Source organism: Pseudomonas marginalis, assembly GCF_008692035.1.
Taxonomy (GTDB): domain Bacteria; phylum Pseudomonadota; class Gammaproteobacteria; order Pseudomonadales; family Pseudomonadaceae; genus Aquipseudomonas; species Aquipseudomonas marginalis.
The window spans coordinates 1,286,055-1,308,384 of record NZ_VTFG01000002.1; the positions used below are offsets into that span (position 1 = coordinate 1,286,055).

At 61.8% G+C, this 22,330-nt stretch carries 20 protein-coding genes and 1 other RNA gene; 8 read left to right on the forward strand and 13 right to left on the reverse strand.

Annotated features, from left to right (window positions below):
- Positions 1 to 4 precede the first annotated feature (4 nt).
- The 9 genes from mraY to rsmI all read right to left on the reverse strand — a co-directional run bounded on the left by mraY (position 5) and on the right by rsmI (position 9,021).
- Positions 5 to 1,087 (reverse strand): phospho-N-acetylmuramoyl-pentapeptide-transferase, encoded by a 1,083-nt coding sequence (gene mraY, locus FX984_RS26105; protein WP_003171875.1) that lies wholly within the window; start codon positions 1,085 to 1,087, stop codon positions 5 to 7.
- Complete coding sequence (locus FX984_RS26110) at positions 1,087 to 2,457, reverse strand: UDP-N-acetylmuramoyl-tripeptide--D-alanyl-D-alanine ligase (RefSeq protein ID WP_098480360.1); 1,371 nt, start codon at positions 2,455 to 2,457, stop codon at positions 1,087 to 1,089. Before FX984_RS26110 ends, mraY begins: the two co-directional genes overlap by 1 nt.
- A complete protein-coding gene (locus FX984_RS26115) occupies positions 2,450 to 3,913 on the reverse strand; it encodes a UDP-N-acetylmuramoyl-L-alanyl-D-glutamate--2,6-diaminopimelate ligase (protein WP_146476041.1) in 1,464 nt (487 codons plus the stop codon). The genes FX984_RS26110 and FX984_RS26115 overlap by 8 nt, the downstream gene beginning before the upstream one ends.
- Positions 3,913 to 5,655 carry a peptidoglycan D,D-transpeptidase FtsI family protein gene (locus tag FX984_RS26120; RefSeq protein ID WP_162844256.1) on the reverse strand — a complete coding sequence of 581 codons (1,743 nt, stop codon included), beginning with the start codon at positions 5,653 to 5,655 and terminating at the stop codon, positions 3,913 to 3,915. The genes FX984_RS26115 and FX984_RS26120 overlap by 1 nt, the downstream gene beginning before the upstream one ends.
- Complete coding sequence (ftsL, locus tag FX984_RS26125) at positions 5,655 to 5,948, reverse strand: cell division protein FtsL (protein ID WP_003216203.1); 294 nt, start codon at positions 5,946 to 5,948, stop codon at positions 5,655 to 5,657. The genes FX984_RS26120 and ftsL overlap by 1 nt, the downstream gene beginning before the upstream one ends.
- The gene (rsmH, locus tag FX984_RS26130; protein ID WP_010213048.1) at positions 5,945 to 6,892 is read right to left on the reverse strand and encodes a 16S rRNA (cytosine(1402)-N(4))-methyltransferase RsmH; all 948 of its coding nucleotides are present in this window, start codon (positions 6,890 to 6,892) and stop codon (positions 5,945 to 5,947) included. The genes ftsL and rsmH overlap by 4 nt, the downstream gene beginning before the upstream one ends.
- On the reverse strand, positions 6,889 to 7,344 hold the full coding sequence (mraZ, locus tag FX984_RS26135; protein WP_003171868.1) for a division/cell wall cluster transcriptional repressor MraZ: 456 nt from the start codon (positions 7,342 to 7,344) through the stop codon (positions 6,889 to 6,891). Before mraZ ends, rsmH begins: the two co-directional genes overlap by 4 nt.
- Before the next feature lie 354 nt (positions 7,345 to 7,698).
- An RNA gene (gene rnpB, locus FX984_RS26140) (RNase P RNA component class A) lies at positions 7,699 to 8,052 on the reverse strand.
- Between the two features lie 96 nt (positions 8,053 to 8,148).
- Entirely contained in the window at positions 8,149 to 9,021 is an 873-nt protein-coding gene (gene rsmI / locus FX984_RS26145) for a 16S rRNA (cytidine(1402)-2'-O)-methyltransferase (RefSeq protein WP_027604767.1), read from the reverse strand.
- 209 nt (positions 9,022 to 9,230) lie between these two features.
- Here rsmI and FX984_RS26150 point away from each other — a divergent pair, with 209 nt between their 5' ends.
- From FX984_RS26150 to FX984_RS26165, 4 genes are all read left to right on the forward strand, one after another.
- The gene (locus tag FX984_RS26150; RefSeq protein WP_027604768.1) at positions 9,231 to 11,042 is read left to right on the forward strand and encodes a penicillin-binding protein activator; all 1,812 of its coding nucleotides are present in this window, start codon (positions 9,231 to 9,233) and stop codon (positions 11,040 to 11,042) included.
- A complete protein-coding gene (locus FX984_RS26155) occupies positions 11,042 to 11,413 on the forward strand; it encodes a YraN family protein (RefSeq protein WP_027604769.1) in 372 nt (123 codons plus the stop codon). Before FX984_RS26150 ends, FX984_RS26155 begins: the two co-directional genes overlap by 1 nt.
- Positions 11,414 to 11,505: 92 nt before the next feature.
- Positions 11,506 to 12,099 carry a phosphoheptose isomerase gene (locus FX984_RS26160; protein WP_007904374.1) on the forward strand — a complete coding sequence of 198 codons (594 nt, stop codon included), beginning with the start codon at positions 11,506 to 11,508 and terminating at the stop codon, positions 12,097 to 12,099.
- Positions 12,096 to 12,677 carry a BON domain-containing protein gene (locus FX984_RS26165; protein ID WP_027604770.1) on the forward strand — a complete coding sequence of 194 codons (582 nt, stop codon included), beginning with the start codon at positions 12,096 to 12,098 and terminating at the stop codon, positions 12,675 to 12,677. Before FX984_RS26160 ends, FX984_RS26165 begins: the two co-directional genes overlap by 4 nt.
- 64 nt (positions 12,678 to 12,741) lie before the next feature.
- On the opposite strand, the gene FX984_RS26170 is transcribed toward FX984_RS26165, so the two are convergent.
- Both FX984_RS26170 and FX984_RS26175 read right to left on the reverse strand, forming a co-directional pair.
- Positions 12,742 to 13,515: a YiaD family glycine zipper/OmpA-like lipoprotein gene (locus tag FX984_RS26170; protein WP_027604771.1), complete on the reverse strand. Its 774-nt coding sequence runs from the start codon at positions 13,513 to 13,515 to the stop codon at positions 12,742 to 12,744.
- Between the two features lie 214 nt (positions 13,516 to 13,729).
- Entirely contained in the window at positions 13,730 to 14,374 is a 645-nt protein-coding gene (locus FX984_RS26175) for an MBL fold metallo-hydrolase (RefSeq protein WP_092356165.1), read from the reverse strand.
- A 144-nt stretch (positions 14,375 to 14,518) separates the two neighbouring features.
- Between FX984_RS26175 and FX984_RS26180 the strand changes: the two genes are divergently transcribed.
- From FX984_RS26180 to FX984_RS26195, 4 genes are read left to right on the forward strand one after another with little or no spacing between them, the layout of a single operon-like run.
- Entirely contained in the window at positions 14,519 to 15,109 is a 591-nt protein-coding gene (locus tag FX984_RS26180) for a paraquat-inducible protein A (RefSeq protein WP_092356162.1), read from the forward strand.
- Entirely contained in the window at positions 15,106 to 15,750 is a 645-nt protein-coding gene (locus tag FX984_RS26185) for a paraquat-inducible protein A (protein WP_108573900.1), read from the forward strand. The genes FX984_RS26180 and FX984_RS26185 overlap by 4 nt, the downstream gene beginning before the upstream one ends.
- Positions 15,731 to 17,386, forward strand: coding sequence for a PqiB family protein (locus FX984_RS26190; protein ID WP_027604775.1), 1,656 nt, complete (start codon positions 15,731 to 15,733; stop codon positions 17,384 to 17,386). The genes FX984_RS26185 and FX984_RS26190 overlap by 20 nt, the downstream gene beginning before the upstream one ends.
- A gap of 17 nt (positions 17,387 to 17,403) precedes the next feature.
- Positions 17,404 to 17,964 carry a PqiC family protein gene (locus tag FX984_RS26195; RefSeq protein ID WP_027604776.1) on the forward strand — a complete coding sequence of 187 codons (561 nt, stop codon included), beginning with the start codon at positions 17,404 to 17,406 and terminating at the stop codon, positions 17,962 to 17,964.
- Between the two features lie 12 nt (positions 17,965 to 17,976).
- On the opposite strand, the gene FX984_RS26200 is transcribed toward FX984_RS26195, so the two are convergent.
- Complete coding sequence (locus FX984_RS26200) at positions 17,977 to 20,706, reverse strand: winged helix-turn-helix domain-containing protein (protein WP_027604777.1); 2,730 nt, start codon at positions 20,704 to 20,706, stop codon at positions 17,977 to 17,979.
- Between the two features lie 240 nt (positions 20,707 to 20,946).
- The gene (locus FX984_RS26205) at positions 20,947 to 22,311 is read right to left on the reverse strand and encodes a DUF1329 domain-containing protein (protein ID WP_027604778.1); all 1,365 of its coding nucleotides are present in this window, start codon (positions 22,309 to 22,311) and stop codon (positions 20,947 to 20,949) included.
- Positions 22,312 to 22,330: the final 19 nt, after the last annotated feature.

A 22,330-nucleotide genomic window follows, 5' to 3' on the forward strand; every position in this document is an offset into this window, starting at 1 on the left:
GTTTCTACCTCAGTTTCAGGGTGGCAAGGCCGACCAGGACCAGAATCACGGTGATGATCCAGAAACGGACAATCACACGCGGCTCAGGCCAGCCCTTGAGTTCAAAGTGGTGGTGAATCGGCGCCATGCGGAACACGCGGCGCCCGGTCAACTTGAAGGACGCCACCTGGATGACCACCGACAGGGTTTCCATCACGAACACACCGCCCATGATGAACAACACGATTTCCTGGCGAACGATCACCGCGATGGTGCCCAGGGCCGCGCCCAGCGCCAGTGCGCCGACGTCGCCCATGAAGACTTGTGCGGGGTAGGTGTTGAACCACAGGAACCCCAGGCCGGCACCGATCAAGGCGCCGCAGAACACGATCAGTTCACCCGCGCCCGGTACGTAGGGGATCAGCAGGTATTCAGCGAATTTCACGTTACCCGACAGGTAGCAGAAGATACCCAGGGCGCCGCCCACCATCACCGTCGGCATGATCGCCAGGCCGTCGAGGCCGTCGGTCAGGTTCACCGCGTTGCTGGAGCCGACGATCACGAAGTAGGTCAGCACCACGAAGCCGATGCCCAACGGGATGCTGGCGTCCTTGAGCATCGGGATGATCAAGGTGGTTTCCACTGCGCTTGGCGCCGTGGTGTAGAGGAAGATCGCGGCGGCAAGGCCGAACACCGACTGCCAGAAATACTTCCAGCGGCTTGGCAGCCCCTTGGAGTTTTTCTCGATCACTTTGCGGTAGTCATCGACCCAGCCGATGGCGCCGAACAGCAGGGTCACCAGCAGCACCACCCATACGTAGCGGTTGTGCAGGTCGGCCCACAGCAAGGTGCTGATACCGATGGACGACAGGATCAGCGCACCGCCCATGGTCGGGGTGCCGGACTTGGACAGGTGCGACTGCGGGCCGTCATTACGAACCGATTGACCAATTTGCAGGTTCTGCAGGGTGCGGATCATCCACGGCCCTAAAAACAGCGACAAAGACAGCGCGGTCAGCACACCCAGGATCCCGCGCAGGGTCAGGTACTGAAAGACCGCGAAGCCTTTGTGGAACTGTTGCAGATACTCAGCCAGCAGCAGCAGCATTAATGTTTCTCCGTACTTGAGCCACACAAGGCCGCGACGACGTTTTCCATCACCGCGCTGCGCGATCCCTTGATCAAAATGGTTGTGTGTTTGTCTTGTTCTGCCACGCCCAGTGCCTGGATCAACTCGGCCTGGGTGGCGAAATGTCGCGCACCGGGGCCGAAGGCAGCCACGGCATGGGCCATGTTCGGGCCGACGGCGTAGAGGGCGTCGACTTTACCGGTGGCATAGGCCCCGACTTCACGATGACCTTGTTCAGCCCAGTCGCCCAACTCGCCGATATCGCCCAACACCAGTACCTTGCGCCCATCGAAACCTTTGAGCAGGTCGACAGCGGCGTTGACGGACGATGGGTTGGCGTTATAGGTGTCATCGATCACACGCATGCCGTTGCTCGCCAGTTGCGCAACAGTGCGGCCCTTGACCGGCTGCACCGCGCCCAGGCCCGTAGCGATACCGAACAGCGACACGCCCAAGGCGCCAGCCGCAGCCGCAGCGGCCAGGGCATTGGCGACGTTATGGTTGCCGAGCAAATTCAGTTGCACGTGCTCGCTACCTTGCGGGGTGTGCAACGTGAAGGACGGGCAGCCACGGGCATCGACGGTGATGTCGGAGGCATGGAAATCAGCCGCGGCGTTAAGCACGGCAAACGTCAGGACCTTGCGACCGGCGGCGCGTACACGCCAGGTCTCGAAGGCCTTGTCGTCCAGGTTCAAGACTGCGGTGCCCGATGCAGCGAGGCCCTCGAGGATTTCCCCCTTGGCCTCGACGATTTTTTCCGGGCCACCGAACTCGCCGACGTGGGCCGTACCGGCGTTATTGATAATGGCGACGTGGGGCTTGGTCAGCGCCACGGTGTAGGCAATTTCGCCGATGCGCGAGGCACCCAGTTCGATCACCGCCGCCGTGTGTTCCGGGGCGAGTTCGAGCAGGGTCAGCGGAGCGCCGAAATCATTGTTCAGGTTGCCACGGGTGGCCAGCACGGGGCCGCGCGTACGCAGGATACCGGCGAGCAGTTCCTTGACTGTGGTCTTGCCGCTGGAGCCGGTGATGGCGGCAACGGGCTTATCGAAAGCGGCACGGTTCAGCGCCCCCAATTGGCCGAGGGCCAGGCGGGTGTCGGCGACCAGCAGTTGCGGCAAGGTGGAATCAGCCACTTCGCGCTGCACCAAGGCACCTGCGGCGCCTTTGGCGGCGACTTCGTTCAGGTAGTCGTGACCGTCGAAACGCGGGCCGGCCAGGGCGACAAACAGTTGTCCCGGCTGGATCGCACGGCTGTCGATGCTCACGCCGCTGAAGCTGCAATCGCTCGACAGTACGCGTGCCGACAGGGCCTGGGTCAGTTCGCTGAACGTCATCGCCTTAAGCATGGGCAACCTCCCAGGCGGTCAAGGCATGATCGGCCTCGACCAGATCGGAGAAGGCATGACGCTCGCCGTTGATTTCCTGGTAATCCTCGTGCCCCTTACCGGCCAGCACAACCACGTCGTCAGCACTGGCGCTGGCGATCAACCGGGCGATTGCCGCGCCGCGACCGGCGACGAAGGTGGCCTTTGATGCGTCTTTGAAGCCGGTGCGAATATCATCGAAAATCCGGCTTGGGTCTTCGCTGCGCGGGTTGTCGTCGGTGACGAGCACACCATCGGCCAGGCGTTCGACGATCTCGGCCATCAACGGCCGCTTGCCGCGATCACGATCACCGCCACAGCCGAACAGGCAGAGCAACTTGCCCTTGGCGTGAGGGCGCAGGGCTTCGAGGACTTTTTCCAGCGCATCCGGGGTATGGGCGTAGTCAACCACCACCAGCGGCTGCGTACCGCCACCCAGGCGTTGCATGCGACCGGCCGGGCCTTCCAGCTTCGGCAGCACCTTGAGAATCTCGTCCAGTGCGTAATCCAGGCCGAGCAGTGCGCCGATGGCGGCAAGTACATTACTCAGGTTGAAACGCCCGAGCAGGGTGCTGCGCAAGTGGTGCTCGCCCTGAGGCGTGACCAGTGTGGCGCGCACGCCTTCGTCATTGAATTGGGCTTCGCGGCAATACAGGTACGCGCCGGCGTCTTCCAGGCTGTAGGTGATCAGGCGCGCTTCGCTGTCTTGGGCCGCCAGTTGGCGACCAAAAGCGTCGTCCAGGTTGATCACCCGGCACTTGAGGTCATTCCAGGCAAACAGCTTGGCCTTGGCGGCGGCGTACGCCTCCATGGTGCCGTGATAATCCAGGTGATCGCGGGACAGGTTGGTCATCACTGCCACATCAAAGGCCAGGGCGGTGACGCGGCCCTGGTCCAGACCGTGGGACGACACTTCCATGGCAATTGCCTTGGCACCGGCCTTTTTCAGGTCGGCCAGGGTCGCTTGCACGGCGATGGGGTTCGGCGTGGTGTGCAGGCCGCTTTGCAGCGCGCCATAAAAACCGGTACCCAGGGTGCCGACGATGCCGCAGTGCTGGCCCAGCAGGTCAAGGGCCTGGGCGACCAATTGGGTCACGCTGGTCTTGCCATTGGTACCCGTCACGCCCACCAGATTGAGGTGGCGGCTCGGGTCGCCGTAAAAACGCCCGGCAATATCGGACAGTTGCTTGGCCAGCCCCTTGACCGGGATCAGCGGCACGTCGGTGATCGGCAGCACCGTGGCGCCTTCGACTTCATAGGCCACGGCAGCCGCGCCGCGCTGCAGAGCGTCGGCGATGTGCGCACGGCCATCGTACTTGCCACCCGGCACCGCCAGGAACAGGTCGCCAGCGCGCACGTTACGGCTGTCCAGGGTCAACTCGCGAATCAGCAGATCGCGGCCGGCGTGGGCAAAAATCTTGTTCAGGCTAAGAGACATCAGCCGCGCCCTCCATTGGCTTTTACTGCAGCGGCCGGTGGTCCGGCATTCGCTTGTTGGGTCGGCGGCAGGTTATCCGGGGTGATGTTCATCAGGCGCAGGGTGCCGGACATCACTTTGCTGAACACCGGCGCCGATACCAGGCCACCGAAGTAACCGGCCTTGCTCGGCTCATCGATCACAACGACGATGGCGTAGCGCGGATCGCTCATCGGGCCGAAGCCGGCGAACAGCGAGCGGTAGGAGTTTTCGGCGTAGCCCTTGGTGCCCACCGACGTCTTACGCGCGGTACCGGACTTGCCGGCCACGTGATACGCCGGCACCTGGGCACGAAATACGCCGCGCGGTGCTTCGATCACTTGTTGCAGCATGCCCTGCATGGTCTTGGCGACATTTTCCGGGATCACCTGGGTGGCTTTCGGCGCTTCATCGACGTGGATCAGGCTCAGCGGCACCATGCGCCCGTTATTCGCCAGCACGGAGAAGGCATGGGCCAGCTGGATGGCGGTCACCGACAGACCGTAGCCGTAGGAAAGCGTGGCGGTCTCGGCTTTTTTCCAGTCGCGGTAGTTGGGCAGGTTGCCGACGCGCTCACCCGGGAAATCCAGGCCGGTGGGTTGCCCCAGGCCGATCTTCTGCGCCAGGTGGTAGATGGTTTCACCACCGATATCGAAGGCGACCTTACTCATGCCCACGTTACTGGAGTTGATCAGGATACCTGTCAAATCCAGCACCGGACCTTCAGTACGGGACACGTCGCGAATGGTGTATTTGCCCAGCTGCAACGTACCCGGATACACCTCGACCTTGTCGCTGGGCTTCCAGCGTCCGGTTTCCAGGGCGGCACTCATGGAGATGGCTTTCATGGTCGAGCCCGGCTCGAACACGTCGATCATCGCGCGGTTACGCATCATCGCCGGTTGCAGGTTGCGACGGTTGTTCGGGTTGTAGGTCGGCTGGTTGACCATGGCGAGGATCTCGCCGGTCTTCACGTCCATGATCACCAGGCTGCCGGCCTTGGCGCCGTTCTCGATGATCGCGTTACGCAGCTCACGGTTGGCCAGGTATTGCAGGCGCAGGTCAATCGACAACGCCAAGGGCTTTCCGGCCTTGGCGTTTTTGGTGACTTGGACATCCTTGATCAACCTGCCGCGCCGATCCTTGATGACCTGTCGTTTCCCCGGCACCCCAGCCAGCCATTCATCGTAGGCGAGTTCCACACCTTCACGACCATGATCGTCAATGTCGGTAAAGCCGACCATATGGGCAGTGGTTTCACCGGCCGGGTAGAAACGACGGAACTCCTCGATGCCGTAGACACCGGGGACTTTAAGGTCGAGCACCTGCTGGCCTTGTTCGGGGGTAAGGCCGCGAACGAGGTAGATAAATTCTTTATTTGCCTGGGCCTCGAGGCGCTCAGCCAAGGCTTTCGGATCCTGGCCCAGGGCGGCAGCCAACTGCGGCCACTTGTCCTTGGCAACCTGCAATTCCTTGGCGTTGGCCCACAGGGTGGTCACCGGGGTACTCACCGCCAACGGCTCGCCGTTACGGTCGGTGATCAGGCCACGGTGCGCAGGGATCTGGATATGACGCAGGCTACGGGCATCGCCCTGGCCGATCAGGAAGTCACGGTCGACCACTTGCAGGTCGATGATCCGCCAGGCAATCGCACCCACCATCAATGCCAGCAAGCCGAGCATCAGGCGGAAGCGCCATGGGTAGAGTGCGCCTTCGAGTTTCATCATGGCGCCACCATGCGCACTTCGGCCGCGCCCGGGATGTGCATTTTCAGCTGTTCGGTGGCCAGCACTTCGATACGGCTATGGGCCGTCCAGGTGCTTTGCTCGAGGATCAAACGACCCCACTCCGCCTGCGCCTTGTCACGCACGCTCAATTCCCCATAGAGGGTGTTGAGCAGTTGGCGGTTGTAATGGGCGCTGTAGGACACCGCAATTGCGGACACCAGCACGCCGACAAACAGCAGCAACATAAAGAAGCTGCCGCCCGGGAGGGGCTTGGCGAAAAGCTTGCTCACCGCAGCTTCTCCGCGACGCGCATGACGGCGCTACGGGAACGTGGGTTGGCCTTGAGTTCGGCTTCGGAAGCGAACTGCGCTTTGCCATGGATTTTGATTTTCGGCACAAAGGCTTCGAAACGTACCGGCAGGTTGCGCGGCAGGTTGTCGGACTCGCCCTTGACCAGGCGGCGCATGAACAGCTTGACGATGCGGTCTTCCAGGGAGTGGAAACTGATCACCACCAGGCGACCGCCTACTTCCAGCGCCTCGAGGGCGGCCTCGAGGCCAGCCTCCAGGTCGCCCAATTCGTTGTTGACGTGGATACGCAGGCCCTGGAACGCGCGGGTCGCCGGGTTCTTGCCCTTTTCCCACGCGGGGTTGGCGACTTTCAGCACTTCGGCCAGGTCGGCGGTGCGCTCGAACGGCTGGATTTCGCGGCGCTCCACCACGGCACGGGCCATGCGGCCGGCGAAGCGCTCTTCACCGTATTCCTTGAACACACGGGCGATTTCTTCCACCGGCGCAGTGGCAATGAACTGCGCGGCACTGACGCCACGGGTAGGGTCCATGCGCATGTCGAGGGGGCCGTCGTTCATGAAGCTGAAGCCGCGCTCCGGGTCATCGAGCTGCGGCGAAGACACGCCCAGGTCGAGCAAAACCCCGGCTACCTTGCCCGCCATGCCACGCTCGGCGACTTCGGCACCCAGCTCGGCAAAGCTGCGCTGCACAACGACAAAGCGGCCGTCTTCGGCCGCTAGCGCTTGCCCGGTGGCAATCGCTTGGGGGTCTTTGTCGAACCCGAGGAGTTTGCCGTCGGGCCCGAGCTGGCTGAGGATCAACCGGCTATGCCCGCCCCTGCCAAAAGTACCGTCCAGATAGCAGCCATCCGCGCGTACGGCGAGAGCCTCAACGGCTTCGTCAAGCAGTACGGTGATGTGGTTAAAGCCGCTATCAATAGTCACAGGATCAAATCACGCAGTTCATCAGGCATGGCGCCCGGTTGTTGAATAGCAGCCAGGTCAGCTGCAGAAACAGCATCCCAGGCATCTTCGTCCCACAATTGGAACTTGTTCAGTTGGCCGACCAGCATTGCGCGCTTATCCAGCTTGGCGTACTCGCGCAAACGCGGGGGCACCAGGAAACGACCACTGCCATCGAGTTCGAGGTCGACGGCATTACCAATCAGCAAACGCTGCAGACGGCGGTTTTCTTCACGCAATGAAGGCAAGGCACGCAACTTGGTCTCAATCAACTCCCACTCATCGAGGGGGTAAACACATAAACAAGGGTCAACGGCATCGATTGTGATGATCAACTGTCCGGAACTTCGCGAAATCAGCTCGTCACGATACCGGCTCGGCATGGCGAGACGGCCTTTTGCATCGAGACTGATAGCGTTAGCTCCGCGAAACACAGATGCGTTTCTCCAAATTTTAGCGTTTTACGTTCAAAAAACCCACTTTGTGCCACTTTCCGCCACTTGCGCACACTATAGGAATGCGCCCACCACACCGTCAAGGCGCGGATTCAAGGAAAAGCCTTACAGATCGGAGATTTAGGAGCGTAAAAGGAGGAGAAACCAGAGTTCGGCGGTGTTTTTGGCTCGACAAGCACAGATAGCTCAAAGAGCTACAGATCAAAGTTAAAGTGATTTATTAAGAGTAAGATTTTTTTGGTATTACGAAGATGCATCTGCCAATGATTTGGCAGGGAGGGATTCTTGCGCTACTACCGGTTTTCTGCCCGAGATTCGGACAGAAGGAAAAAGGTGGAGAGTCGATCTGTAAGCCGGGTTCTGTCTTGAACAGTCATTCGTCTACGATGGCCATCACTGGACATCTTTAGCAACCTACCCGGTCCCAGCGCGGGCCACGCCTTGGGACCCTATTTGGTCTTGCTCCAAGTGGGGTTTACCTAGCCACGAACTGTTGCCAGTCGTGCGGTGCGCTCTTACCGCACCTTTTCACCCTTACCGGCACCGAAGTGCTTAGGCGGTTATTTTCTGTGGCACTTTCCGTAGGCTCACGCCTCCCAGGCATTACCTGGCACTTCGCCCTATGGAGCCCGGACTTTCCTCCCCCCCCTAATTTTCATAGAGGGCAGCGACTGTCCAATCGACTCTCCGCCGCGCAGGTTAACGGCACGACGGCTTCAGGACAAGTATTAAAAGTGCAGCATTGCCATCACGTTCGGACGGAATACCGGTTTACCCCCGGAACTATTCGGCTTTCTGTTTATCCAGCGCGACTTGATACAACACATTCTTGCGCACGCCGGTAATTTCCGCCGCCAACGCCGCAGCGCGCTTGAGGGGCATCTCCTTGAGCAGCAGGTCGAGGATACGCATGGCCTCGCTGCCGACGGCCTCTTCATTTTCCGGCGCGGTCCAGCCCGCCACCAACACCACGCACTCGCCGCGCTGCTGATTACTGTCGCCCTCGACGAACGCGCGCAGCGCTTCCAGCGGCAGGCCCTTGAGGGTTTCGAAGGTTTTGGTCAGCTCACGGGCCAGCAGGGCCAGGCGCTCGCCGCCGAACACCAGTTCCATATCCTGCAGGCATTCAAGAATACGATGAGGCGCTTCGTAGAAGATCAGCGTGCGCGGCTCTTCTTTCAATGCCTGTAGACGCGCACGACGCCCCACGGCCTTGGCCGGCAGGAAACCTTCGAAAATAAAACGGTCCGACGGCAGGCCTGCCGCCGACAATGCAGCGATCAGCGCGCACGCGCCTGGAACAGGCACTACATTGATACCTGCGGCACGCGCCTGGCGGACCAGATGGTACCCAGGGTCGGAGATCAGCGGCGTACCCGCGTCCGAGATCAGCGCCACATCGTCGCCCGCCAACAACCGCACGATAAAGCGACTGCCTTCTTCGCGCTCGTTATGCTCGTGACAAGCCGCCAATGGCGTGCTGATACCAAAATGCTGCATCAAACGCTGGGAGTGTCGAGTGTCTTCCGCCGCAATCAATTTAACCTCGCGCAACACTTTCAGCGCCCGGGCACTGATGTCGTCCAGGTTGCCAATGGGCGTCGCCACGACAAAAAGCGAGCCTGCAGTGGAATTCAAAGGACCTGGAGCAGTCAAAGCGCACACCTCGATGGTTGGCAAAAGCCATATTGTAGCGCGTAGGCGCCTTGAAAATATGCCATCACGGCCGATGGCTTTTCAGCCGTGCATGGCTGATCGCACCACTTGCACGACCTAAATCGACGGTTTCACGCCAGTAACATCGCGCCTGGGCCAGTGCTTGGGTACAATTCCACGCTAATTTGATCGGTATCAGGAACACTTACATGATCGCTTGCCTGCGGCTGCTCTCCGCCCTCTGCCTCGCTGCCTTACTGGCCGCTTGCGCCAGCTCGCCCTCGTCCAGCCTTGGCGACCTTCCACGGACCCCGGACGCCAGTATCGAGCAACTGCTCGAACAGGCCACCACCGCCAAGACGCCAGAAAAGGCCGCGTTGCTGCGCCTGAGTGCGGCAGACATGGCCTACCGCCAGAACAACCCTGGCCGCTCGTCGCAGATTCTTGCGCAAGTGTCCCTGGATGTCCTCAAGCCAGCCGCGCAAGTCTTTGCCAGCACCCTGGCTGCCGAATTGGCCATGACGCGCAACCAGCCCAAGGCCGCGTTGACCGCCTTGAACCATCCGAGCCTGCAAAGCCTGAAGGAGCTGCCGACCGAACAGCAGATCCGCACCGGCACCGTGCACGCCCGCGCTTATGAAGCCGATGGCCAGACCCTGGCCGCTGCCCGCGAGCGCGTTGCCATGGCGCCATTGCTCAGCGGCGATGCCGCCAAAAGCAATCACGAAGCCATCTGGACCTTGATTGCCGCACTGCCTGCGGAACAACTGCAAGCCAGCGGCAACCCGACCCTGGACGGCTGGATCACCCTGGCCCAAGCCGTCAAGGGCGCCGGTACGCTTGAGCAACAGCAGGCCGCTATCGACACCTGGCGCGCACAAAACCCGGGCCACCCGGCCGCCGTGCAACTGCCAACCCCGCTGACCAAGCTCAAGGAGCTGGCCAGCCAGCCCTTGAACAAGATCGCCCTGCTGCTGCCCCAGGAAGGCCCGCTGGCCTCCGTCGGCAAGGCCCTGCGCGAAGGTTTCATGGCGGCGCACTACCAGGCTGAACAAGCCGGGCAGAAGCCACCGGTCATCGAGTTCTATGACAGCTCGCGCCTGGCCTCCATCGACGACTTCTATGCCAAGGCCCAGGCTGCAGGCGTGCAATTGGTAGTTGGTCCGCTGGAGAAGCCATTGGTCAAGCAGCTCAGCACGCGCCCTCAGCTACCGATCACCACGCTGGCGTTGAACTACAGCGAGACCGATCAGGGCCCGGCGCAATTGTTCCAGTTCGGCCTGGCCGCTGAAGACGAAGCCCGCGAGGTGTCGCGCCGCGCCCGTGCCGATGGCCTGCACCGCGCCGCTGCCATGGTGCCCCGTGGCGAGTGGGGCGAGCGTGTCTACAAGGCCTTCCGCCAGGATTGGGAAGCCAACGGTGGCACGGTTGTCGGTGTCGAGTATGTCGACCAGCCGGTCGCCCTCGCCCAGCAAATTGCCGACCTGTTCCAACTGCGTAAAAGCGAAGGTCGCGCCAAGAGCCTGCAAAGCACAGTGGGCACAGACGTAGCGGCACAGCCGTCACGTCGCCAGGACATCGAGTTCATCTTCCTGGCCGTTACCCCGCAACTGGCCCAGCAGATCAAGCCGACCCTGAACTTCCAGTACGCCGGTGATGTGCCGGTGTACGCCACGTCCCACGTATTCAGCGCCAGCGGTGACAAGAACCAGTACCTGGACATGACCAACGTGATGTTCTGCGAAACCCCTTGGCTGCTCAACACCACCGACCCGCTGCGTAACCAGGTTGCCGCACAATGGCCGCAAGCCAATGGCAGCCTTGGCCGCCTGTATGCGATGGGCGTCGACGCCTACCGCCTGGCCCCGCGCCTGGGCCAGTTGAAGGCACTGCCGGATACACGCATTGACGGCCTCTCGGGCAACCTGGGCATCAGCACCAACCAGCGCGTCGATCGCCAGATGCCATGGGCGAAGTTCGTCGGCGGCGAGATCCAGCGCCTGCCGGACACCCCGCGCTGATGCCGGAGCGGTCTACTGCACAAAGCGGCAAGGATGCCGAACTTCAAGCATTGAAACACTTGCAACAACAGGGTCTGCGCCTGCTGGCGCAGAACTGGTTGTGTAAACGCGGCGAGCTTGATCTGGTCATGCTTGACGGCGATACAGTAGTATTCGTCGAAGTCCGCTACAGAAAACACGCACAATGGGGTGGCGCGCTCGCCAGTATCGACGGGCGCAAGCGTCAGAAGCTGATACTCGCTGCGCAGTTTTTCCTGCAACAAGAGCATCGCTGGGCCGACGCCCCCTGCCGTTTCGATGTGGTTGCCATGGAAAGCACCCCGTCTGGTCAGGTTGATCTGAACTGGCTGCAAAATGCCTTCGACAGCTGATTCACCGGACATCTTCACCACACACTTTTGCTCTTTGCTTTGCGGGCTGCACATTCCTGTGCCAAACAGCCGCGCTACTTAAGGTCACACAGATGGACATGCAATCCAGAATTCGCCAGCTTTTCCAGGCCAGCATCGACACCAAGCAACAGGCGATGGACGTACTTGCACCGCACATCGAGCAAGCCAGTCAGGTCATGGTCAATGCCTTGCTCAACGAAGGCAAAATGCTTTCGTGCGGCAACGGCGGTTCGGCCGGCGATGCCCAGCATTTTTCGTCCGAACTGCTCAACCGCTTCGAACGTGAGCGCCCGAGCCTGCCGGCCATCGCCTTGACCACCGATTCGTCGACGATCACCTCGATCGCCAACGACTACAGCTACAACGAAATCTTCTCCAAGCAGATCCGCGCCCTGGGCCAACCAGGCGATGTGCTGCTGGCGATCTCCACCAGCGGCAACTCGGCGAATATTATTCAAGCGATCCAGGCCGCACATGATCGCGAAATGATTGTCGTAGCATTGACCGGACGCGACGGCGGCGGCATGGCCTCGCTGCTGCTGCCCGAAGATGTGGAGATTCGCGTCCCGGCCAATGTCACCGCACGTATTCAGGAAGTCCACCTGCTGGCGATCCATTGCCTGTGCGATCTGATCGACAGCCAACTGTTTGGGAGTGAAGAATGACCGTTAACCGCCTCGGCCTTTTGGCCATTACGTTGTGCCTCGGCATCAGCGGCTGCAGCACGGCAATCACTGCGACACGTGACACCCCTATTCAGGATGACAAGGGCACCCGCACCTTCGGCAGCAAGATTGATGACTCGCTGATCGAAACCAAGGTCGAAGTCAACATTGCCAAAGCCGCCACGGACCTGGGCAACGGTGCTTCACGCATCGTCGTGACCAGCTTCAACGGCGTGGTACTGCTCGCAGGCCAAACGCCACGCGCCGACCTCAAGGCCCAGGCCGAACAGGCGGCCTCGGCCGTACAGCGGGTCAAGAAGGTCCACAACGAATTGCAGGTCATGGACCCGATCACCCTGCTGGCCATCAGCAACGATGCCCTGCTGACGACCAAGATCAAGGCGCAGATGCTGACCGACAACGCGATTCCCGGCTCGCGGATCAAAGTGGTCACCGATAACGGCATCGTCTACCTGATGGGCCTGCTGACCCAGGCGGAAGCCACGCGCGCAGCCAACCTGGTGCAGGGCGTATCCGGCGTGCAGAAGATCGTCAAGGTGTTCGAGTACATCGATTGATGTAAGCGGCCATAAAAAGGGCGCCATGCATTCACTGCATGGCGCCCTTTTTAGTGACCAGCGATTATTGGTATTGCTGGTACGGGTTGCCCTGGAACTGGTTGTTCTGCTGCGGCGCTTGCTGCTGCGCGCCAGGCTGGCCGTACTGCTGGCCGGGGATCGGGCCGAGGTTCACTTCTACGCGACGGTTCTGCGCACGACCGTTCACGTCGGCGTTGCTGGCTATCGGGTTATCCGGGCCGGCACCGCGTGCACTGAGGTTGGCACCATTGACGCCTTGGGACGTCAGGTAGTTGGCCACGCTCTGGGCACGGCGCTGGGACAGGTCCATGTTCAGTTGGCGGCTGCCGGTGCTGTCGGTGTAACCGACGATCTGGATGGTGTTCTGGTTGAACTGCTTGAGGGAGTTGGCCAGGTTGTTCAGCGGCTGGTAGAAGCTGCTGGAGATCGCGTCCGAGTTGGTGGCGAAGGTGATGTTACCCGGCATGATCAGCTTGATCTGGTCGCCCTGGCGCTGAACTTCAACCCCGGTATTGGCCATGCTCTCACGCAGTTTCTTTTCCTGCTGGTCAGCGTAGTAGCCGTAACCCGCGGCGCCAGCACCTGCAACCACGGCACCGATCAGCGCGCCCTTGCCACGGTTGTTATGGTCGATGGCAGCACCCGCCAATGCACCGGCCAGGGCACCCAGGCCACCGTACTTGGCGGTCTTGCTCATACCGCTGGATTCATTATTCGCCTGTCCCTGGCTGCCACCGCCATAAGGATTAGGTGAAGCGCAGCCGGACAACAGGGCTACGGCGGTAGCGACAACAAGCAGACGACGCGGAGTGAACATGAAGGGAGCTCCTACTTTTGCATTCTGTGGTGCAAAGGACATTGGCAATGGACCCGTGCCGAGTTTGGAACGCGACAAACGGTAAAAATTCCGTGGGCGCGCCCCGAGCTGTAACAAAACATTCGGGGCTTGCGTTGCTACAGAAACCGTAGCAGACACATGCTGAACGCGGCCTGAGTTTTTGCTACAGCGGATTGCCGTTCGAACCATTGCTTCACGCCCGCACAAATGGGTTCTCACGCATCTCGTCACCCAGGCGCGTGTCCGGGCCATGGCCGGTCACCACCGTAGCGCCCTCGTCCAGCGTGTAGAGCCTTTGCTTGATCGAACGCACGATCGTCGCCTGGTCCCCACCCCACAAATCCGTACGCCCAACACCGCGCCGAAACAGCGTGTCCCCGGCAATCAGCAGCTTGGCATCGGCAAACCAGAAGCTCATCGAGCCGGGCGTGTGCCCCGGTGTATGCAGCGCCACACCGCACCCGCAGGCCAACTCCTCATCATCGGCCAGCCAGCGATCCGGCGACGGCACCGGCGTGTAGGGCACACCAAACATCTGGCACTGCATCTCCAGGTTGTCCCAGAGAAACTGGTCTTCCTTGTGCAGGTGCAGGGTTGCACCGGTCTTTTCCTTCAATTGCCCCGAGGCCAGGAAGTGATCGAGATGGGCATGGGTGTGGATGATGCTCACCACTTTCAGGCCCAGGGCATCGAGGCGCGCCAGGATCAGTTCATGATTGCCACCCGGGTCGACCACGATGGCCTTCTTGGTAATGGGGTCGCCAATGATCGTGCAGTTGCACTGCAACGGGCCGACCGGGAAGGTTTCGCGGATCAGCGCGGCTTTTTCAATATTCATCGATGCTCCTGCGGGCGCTATGGCATATTCAGCACAGTATGGTTGACGCGCTGCCAGACCTGAAGAGCAGCGACTGCTAAGCTTGCCCACGCCATCGAAAAACAACCCAGGCCCCCGCCACCGTGCCGCGTTGGAGCGATCCCCATGGCGAATCAACTGATCATCTGCGAGCACTGCGACTGTGTGTACGAAAAAGTCACGCTCGCCAAACATCAAAAAGCCCACTGCATACGTTGCGCAGGCGTGCTCCAGCGCTACAACGGCCTGACCGTGCAACAGCGTCTCGCCCTGACGCTGACGGCTGCGATGCTGTGGACGTTCGCCAATTTCTATCCCGTGATGAGTATCAGCCTGCAAGGCCTGAAAAGCAGCGCCACGCTATGGGATTCGGTGGTAGCGCTGAGCCTGGGGCCGATCACGTTTATCGCCTTGGTGGCGGCCATTTCCATCATCATCGCGCCGGTGTTCCAGTTGCTGCTGCTGATGTGGGTCTTGAGTTTCGCCCTCGCGGGCAAGCGCTCACCGGCGTTCCGATTGTGCATGCGTTGGCTGGAGGCACTCAGGCCCTGGAGCATGCTGGAGGTGTGCCTGCTCGGGGCAATGGTGGCGGTGTTCAAGCTGGCCGGCATGCTTGATGTGATCCCCGGCACCGGCCTGTTTGCCCTGGCCGTGCTCAGCCTGTTGCTGATCCGCATTGCCGGGCGTGATGTGCGCGACCTGTGGGACAGCGTATGAGCACACCGCCGACGGCCAGCGAGCTCGGCCTGTGCCTCTGTCACAGCTGCGGATTGTCCTGCGACCTGCGCGCCGGGCCGACCGAATGCGAGCGCTGCGGCGCGCCCTTGCACCGGCGCAAGGTCAATTCCCTGACGCGCACCTGGGCCTACATGCTCACCGCGCTGGCGTTCTATGTGCCGGCCAATCTCCTGCCCGTGATGAACACCAGCATGCTCGGCTCGGGGGCGGACAGCACCATCATGAGCGGGGTGCTGGAGTTCTGGCAGCACGGCGCGTGGGACATCGCGCTGATTATTTTCATCGCCAGCATCGCAGTGCCCGGCATCAAGTTTGTGTCCCTGGCCCTGCTGCTGGTCACCGTGCAGCGCAATAGCCGTTGGGCACGCAAGGAACGTTCGAAGCTGTTCCGCTTCGTCGAACTGATTGGCTACTGGTCCATGCTGGATGTCATCGTGGTCGCGCTGGTGGCCGCACTGGTGAAGTTCCAGGCCCTGGGCACCATCGAGCCGCGCCTGGGCATCCTGTTTTTCGGCCTGGTGGTGGTGTTTACCATGCTGGCCGCCATGAGCTTCGACCCGAGGCTGATCTGGGAAACCCCACACAACAAGGAGACCGCGGATGACGTCACATCCCACTGACACCCCGCAAGCCCCAGGATCGCCTGCGATCAAGACACGGCGCTTCAGCGTTTCGCTGGTGTGGATCGTGCCGATCGTCGCGGTGCTGGTGGGGATTTCGCTGGTGGTACACAGCGTCCTCCAGCAGGGCCCGACCATCACCCTCAATTTCAAGACCGGCAGCGGTCTGACCGCGAACAAAACCGAGGTCAAGTACCGCAACGTGGTGATCGGCCAGGTGACCGACGTCGCCTTGAGCGACGACCAGAAAAGCGTCAACGCCACGGTTCAACTGGCCAAGCAGGCCGAAAGCTTCACCCGCGCCGATTCACAGTTCTGGGTGGTGCGCCCGCGTATCGGCGCCGGCGGCGTATCCGGCATCGACACCCTGCTCTCCGGCGACTACATCGGTGCCGACATCGGCCAATCGGAGACCCGTGCCAAGCAGTTCAAAGGCCTGGAAAACCCGCCGCCCATCACCTACGGCGAACCGGGCAAGCGTTTCACGCTGCACACGCAGACCCTTGGTTCGCTGGATATCGGCTCACCGGTGTACTACCGCAAAATCGAGGTCGGCCAGGTGGTGGCCTACGAGTTGGATGCCGAAGGCAAGGGTGTCAACGTCGAGGTGTTCGTGCATGCGCCCAATGATGCCTATGTCACCGAAAACACGCGTTTCTGGAACGCCAGCGGGGTTGACCTGAGCGTCGGCGCCAATGGCTTCGCGCTGAAGACCGAATCGCTTTCGTCCATGCTGGTCGGCGGCATCGCCTTTCGGGCACCGCCGTACAGCCCCAACGACAAACCGGCTGACGAGGCACGTACCTTTGAGCTCTTCGACGACCAGGACAGCGCCCTCGCCCCACCCAATGGCGAGGGGCAATACATGGCCCTGCGCTTCGACCAGGCATTGCGCGGGCTCAAGGTCGGGGCGCCGGTGGAGTTCCTCGGCGTCGAGTTTGGCAAGGTGGTGTCGATCAACCTGGACTTCGATGCCAGTAAACGCAGCTTCCCACTCAACGTCGGTATCGTGATCTATCCACAGTTGCTCGGGCAGGCCCACACCAAACTGCTCAAGGTCATGAACCATGACCCCAACGATGAGGCCGCCGGCGTACGGCTGATCGGCTCGTTCATCGAAAATGGCCTGCGCGCCCAGGCGCGCAGCGGCAACCTGTTGACCGGCCAGTTATACATCGCGCTGGACTTCTACCCGAAAGCCGAGAAGGTCAAATTTGACCCCAGCCTGCGCCCGGTCAGCATTCCAACCATTCCCGGCAACCTCGAGCAACTGCAGGAAAAACTCGAGAGCATCGTCAACAAGATCAACCAACTGCCGATCGAACGCATTGCCGGCAACCTCGACGGCAACCTGGTCGAGCTGCGCAAAGGCCTGACCCAATTCAATGCCAAGACCCTGCCCGGCGTGCAGAACACCCTGGCTGACGTGAGCAAGACGCTGCAATCGGCCAGTTCGACCCTGGCCGAGGACTCACCGCAGCGTGAGCAGCTGACCCAGACCCTGGATGAACTGGGGCGCATGTCGCGTTCCCTGCGCGAACTGTCGGACTACCTGGGCCGTCACCCGGAATCGCTGATTCGCGGCCGTCCCGACAACGCCGCGCCCCTGGACCTGCAAGGACCTCCACGCAAATGACCCCTGGAGCAAGCGCCATGACGTTTCCGTTGAAAATCACAGTGGTCGGCATGCTGCTGTTGCTGGCGGCGTGCAGCAGTACGCCGATTACCTTTCATACGCTGACACCGGCGCACTGGAATACGGCCACGGGAGCCGACGCAGGCAGCATCCGGATTGAAAGCATCACCGTTCCCCCCCAGGTCGACCGACCGCAGATTGTGATTCGCCAGGGCGACAGCGGCGTGGCGATCCTGGAAACCCAGTGGTGGGCCGCGAGCCTCGCGGATGAGCTGAGGAGTGCGCTGGTGGACCAACTGGCCAACAGCAACCCTCGGCAATCGATGTTGTTGCGTCTTGAAGTGCAGCGCTTTGACTCAGTGCCCGGCCAGTACGCGCTGCTCGACGTCAAATGGCGCCTGCGCCCGGCCGGGGGCACCGAGCGCCCACCGCTGACCTGCCGGACCACGTTGCAGTCGCCCGCCGGGCCGAGCATCGACAACGTGGTGCTCGCCCATCAAAACAATCTCAAGCGCTTTGCCGCGCAGGTCAGCCAGGCGGTCGACAGGTCAGCCGGCGAGTGCCCGACGGCACCGTAAACCGCCCGGCACTCACGCCAGCAAGCCCATCGCCTTGGCTCGCGCCACGGCCTGGGTGCGTCGCTCCACGCCAAGTTTGCTGTTGATGTGGCTGGCGTGGGTCTTGACGGTGTGCAGGGAGATAAACAGCTGGTTGCTGATTTCCTGGTTGGAGCAGCCTTGGGCGATCAGTTGCAGGACCGCCAGCTCGCGTGTGCTCAGGGTTTCGTGGCCGGTCGTGACCTCGGGCGTCACGACCGCCGGGAGAAGCGCGAGCAGGCTCTGGTGCAGCACACCTTGGGGGTCTTTGCCCAATTGCTCGCGCATCCAGTCCGGATGCCCGTCCAACAAGCGCTGGAACGGCTGTAACGCGCCCCCGGCACCCGCCTCGAACGCCTGGGCCAGCACCGGCCGCGCCCTGGCTTCCTGGCCGCACTCCAGCAGCAACTGCGCCTGCTGGGTCAGCGCCATCAGGGCAATCATCTGGCGCCCACTGTCGTGGGCCTGTTGCGCCAGTGCTTCGAGCCGCTCCAGCGCCGCCAGGGGCTGATGGCGCACGGCATCGAGGGCGGCTTGTTGCAGCCCGATATGCTGCGGCAAGTGCGGATGGAATTCCGGTGCAGCGGCGGCCTGTTCGCCGTGGTAAGTCTGCCCCAGCCGCGTCAGCCAGGCATCCGCCAGGTCGGTGCGGCCCTGGGCCAGCCACAGTTCGCATTTGATCAGGGTAATCATCGCCAGGTAGTAGATCGGCGGCACATCCCAGATATGCATCAGGCGCTCGGCTTCGGCGAGTTCGGCGAAGGCTTTGGGAAAGTCATGGCGCCGCCCTTCGAAGCTGGCGATCACGCAATGGCCGATCAGCACGCTGATATCGCGACAGGCCCGCGCCTCGGCCAGGCCTGCGCGCAGGAGGGCAATGCCGGTTTCGGGCTGGTTGCGCACCAACAGCAAATAGCCTTCGTAGAGCGACAGCCGCGCACGCACCGCATACAGTCGCTGCGGTGCCAGGCCGTGTAGGCGCTGCAGGCCCTGGCGCACCTCGTCGAGGGCGCGCAGGATTTCGCCACGGGCCTGCAGCACCCGTGCACGGTCGTAATGGGCCAGGGCTTCGAACAGCGGGTTGCCGACGCGCTGCGCCAGTTCCAGGGATTCACGGTTCAGGCCACGGGCGCGCCACAAATCGCCATCGGCAATGGCCAGGTTGGACAGGGTCGACAGGCACACCAGGCGCTGGCCGTAACGCCGTTGCGGCAGGCTGTCCAACGCCTCGCTGCAATAGCGCTGCGTCAATTCACGGTCACCTCGACCGCGGGCGATAATCCCGCTCAGCGCCAGCCACTGGGCCAGCATCGAGCGCTGTGCGGTGGCCGAGGGCGCCGGCAGGAAGCGACTGAGGTACGCGGACAGCTCCTGCGCCGCATCCAACTGGCAGGCCAGTGCCAACGCCCAGCTGTACAGCACAATCAGGCGCGGCGTGCTGATCAGCAGGCTGTCGGGCAAGTCCATTTTCCAGCGCAGCAACATGCCGACATTCTGCTCGGCCAGCAGTTGTTCTTCAGACAGGTTCTGCACCAGGTTGGCCGCCACGTCGAGGTGCCCGGCACGCAACGCCTGCTCCACCGCCTCGTCGATCAAGCCCTGGGCGTTGAACCAACGGCACGCGCGCAGATGCAGGCTGGCGGCCGGCAAGACATTGCTGCTCGCGCGACGGGTGCGCAGCAGGTCGGAGAACAAATGGTGATAACGGTACCAGTGCCCCTGCTCGTCCAGGGGCACCAGGAACACCTGGTGGGCTTGCAGGTAACGCAGGATCTCGGCGCTGTCATGGGCTTCGCGCACGGCATCGCACAACTCGCTGCAAAAACGCTCCTGGGGCGCGGTGTCGAACAGGAACGCCTGCACTTCGGGTGGCAGGCAGTCGATCACTTCTTCCAGCAGGTAGTCGCGGATCAGCCCTTCCCCACCGTGCAGGCTTTGTGGCAAGGCGTCCTCGCTGCCGGCTTCGGAAGCCGCCAGCAGCCAAAAGCGCAGGCCGGCCACCCAGCCTTCGCTGCGGCGGATGAGGTTGTCGAGGGCTTCACCACTCAAGGAACTGCTGTGGCGATCCAGCAACGCCTGGGATTCGGCATGGGTCAGGCGCAGGTCTTGCTCGTGCAACTCCAGCAAATGCCGTGACAACCGCAATCGCGCCAGATGCCAGTCCGGGCGCTGGCGACTGGTGACCAGCACCACCAGGCCATCGGGCAAATGGTTGAGAAAGAATTGCAGGCAACGGTCCAGCACCGGCCCCTGGGCCAGATGGTAGTCATCCAGCACCAGCAATAATGGCGCACGGGTGGACAGGTGCACGGTCAGCTCATCGAGCAGGCCGTCGAGCCACTCTTCAAACGCAAAGGGTTGGTGACGCTGGCGCATTTTCAGCAAGCCCAGGGATTGGGTGCCGAGTGCCGGGAAGTAGTGCTGCAACCCTTCGAGCAGGCGCTCAAGAAAACGCCCCGGGTCGTTGTCCCGTGGGCTCAGGCCTAGCCACAGGCTGTGCCAGTGAGCCGGCAGGCCCTGGCAGAACTCCACCGCCAACGAACTCTTGCCGAACCCGGCCGGTGCGCAGACCAGCAGCAACCGCCCCTCCAGGCCGGCGCCCAGCCGTTCACACAGGCGCGGGCGCAGCACGTAGCCATCAGGCAGCGGGGGCCTGTAGAAGCGACCTTCCAGGGTCGGGATTATCCGGCTGGCAGGCCCTTGGATTCGGGACAGATCAGTCATCGCCGGGCTCTTGTAGAAGGCTGTTGTCGGCATTGCAGATGTCCGCAGACTAGCGGTAAAAGCGGCGGGTTTGTAGATCTTTGCAACATTTGCCTGAAAAAGAACTGAGACAAGAAATATCACCGCAAACAAAAAGTGGAAGGGGGCTTGCTCCCGATAGAGGCGGATCAGTCAATGCTGCGCTGACTGTCACATCGCTATCGGGGCAAGCCCCCTCCCACCTTGAGTTACTCGTGCAGCTTAGCGAACACCGTCCTGGCGCAGGGCCGCCGGGGTGAAGTCGCTGGTGGTGGCGGTGAAGCCGAAGTCATAGGCCTGCTTCTCTTCGTTCTTCATGCCCAGGGCCAGGTAGCGGCCGGACTGCAGGTCGTAGAGGGTTTCCAGGGCGTACCACGGCACTTGCTTGTCGTAGTAGTTCTCGGCATGGGCTTCGGCGACACGCCACAGTTGGCCACGGCCGTCGTAGTGGTCGATCACTGCGGCTTGCCAGGTGTCTTCGTCGATGTAGAAGTCACGCTTGGCATAGATGTGGCGCTGGCCTTCCTTCAAGGTCGCGACCACGTGCCAGACACGGCGCAGCTCGTAGCGTGCCAGGTCCTGGTTGATGTGGCCGGCCTTGATGATGTCGGCGTACTTGAGCTTCGGATCGTCGATCTTGTAGCTGTTGGAGGCGATGTAGATTTCCTTCTTGCCTTCCAGTTTCCAGTCGTAGCGGTCCGGCGCACCGTTGTACATGTCAAGGTTGTCGGAGGTACGCAAGCCGTCGGCGGCGGTACCCGGCCCGTCATAGGACACTTGCGGCGCCCGGCGCACGCGGCGCTGGCCGGCGTTGTAGACCCACGCCGAACGCGGTTCCTTCACCTGGTCCAGGGTTTCGTGCACCAGCAGCACACCACCGGCCAGACGTGCCGGCGCGGTCACTTGCTGCTTGAAGTAGAACAGGATGTTGCCCGGGTTTTTCGGGTCGAAGTCCTTCATCTTGTCACGGAACACGAACTGGTCGCGGAAGTACACCAGGCTGTAGGAGCCGTTGGTTTGCGGCGTGGCCTGGGTCACCAGGCGGGTCACGCTGCCGCCGCGATAACGGGTGATGTGGTTCCAGATGACTTCCACGCCGCTTTTCGGGATCGGGAACGGTATGGCGGTTTCGAAGTTCTCCAGGCCGTTGCCGCCAGACACCAGGTTGGTGGTGGTGGCGTTCTTCTTGATGGAGGCGAACACATCGGCCGGCACGGTAGCGCCGCGATGGGTCGGGTAGACCGGCATCTTGAAGGTTTCCGGGTAACGCTTGAACATCGCGTACTGCCCCGGTGCCAGCTTGTCCTTGTACTGCTCGACGTTCTGCGCGGTGATGGTGAACTGCGGTTGCTCACTGGCGTACGGGTTGGCGAGGAAACCTTTGGCATCCACAGCGCCGGCGTTGGTCGGCATCGGCGACCATTTCGGGATGGTGCCGGCCGCGTTACCGGCCATTTCCGCGCCCATCGGCGTCAGGGTCGTGCCCAGCTTGGCGGCTTCATCCGCCGACACTGCCGCCATGACATTGCTCGCCAGGATCGACAGCCCAAGCACACCCACGTGCAACAGACTTTTGGTTATTTTCATGTTCTGGTCTTCCTGAAAA

Coding starts and splice junctions, on each gene's coding strand:
- mraY (WP_003171875.1), bottom strand. CDS start 1,087: ATGCTGCTGCTGCTGGCTGAGTATCTGCAACAGTTCCACAAAGGCTTC.
- FX984_RS26110 (WP_098480360.1), bottom strand. CDS start 2,457: ATGCTTAAGGCGATGACGTTCAGCGAACTGACCCAGGCCCTGTCGGCA.
- FX984_RS26115 (WP_146476041.1), bottom strand. CDS start 3,913: ATGTCTCTTAGCCTGAACAAGATTTTTGCCCACGCCGGCCGCGATCTG.
- FX984_RS26120 (WP_162844256.1), bottom strand. CDS start 5,655: ATGAAACTCGAAGGCGCACTCTACCCATGGCGCTTCCGCCTGATGCTC.
- FX984_RS26150 (WP_027604768.1), top strand. CDS start 9,231: ATGATCGCTTGCCTGCGGCTGCTCTCCGCCCTCTGCCTCGCTGCCTTA.
- FX984_RS26155 (WP_027604769.1), top strand. CDS start 11,042: ATGCCGGAGCGGTCTACTGCACAAAGCGGCAAGGATGCCGAACTTCAA.
- FX984_RS26160 (WP_007904374.1), top strand. CDS start 11,506: ATGGACATGCAATCCAGAATTCGCCAGCTTTTCCAGGCCAGCATCGAC.
- FX984_RS26165 (WP_027604770.1), top strand. CDS start 12,096: ATGACCGTTAACCGCCTCGGCCTTTTGGCCATTACGTTGTGCCTCGGC.
- FX984_RS26170 (WP_027604771.1), bottom strand. CDS start 13,515: ATGTTCACTCCGCGTCGTCTGCTTGTTGTCGCTACCGCCGTAGCCCTG.
- FX984_RS26175 (WP_092356165.1), bottom strand. CDS start 14,374: ATGAATATTGAAAAAGCCGCGCTGATCCGCGAAACCTTCCCGGTCGGC.
- FX984_RS26180 (WP_092356162.1), top strand. CDS start 14,519: ATGGCGAATCAACTGATCATCTGCGAGCACTGCGACTGTGTGTACGAA.
- FX984_RS26185 (WP_108573900.1), top strand. CDS start 15,106: ATGAGCACACCGCCGACGGCCAGCGAGCTCGGCCTGTGCCTCTGTCAC.
- FX984_RS26190 (WP_027604775.1), top strand. CDS start 15,731: ATGACGTCACATCCCACTGACACCCCGCAAGCCCCAGGATCGCCTGCG.
- FX984_RS26195 (WP_027604776.1), top strand. CDS start 17,404: ATGACGTTTCCGTTGAAAATCACAGTGGTCGGCATGCTGCTGTTGCTG.
- FX984_RS26200 (WP_027604777.1), bottom strand. CDS start 20,706: ATGACTGATCTGTCCCGAATCCAAGGGCCTGCCAGCCGGATAATCCCG.
- FX984_RS26205 (WP_027604778.1), bottom strand. CDS start 22,311: ATGAAAATAACCAAAAGTCTGTTGCACGTGGGTGTGCTTGGGCTGTCG.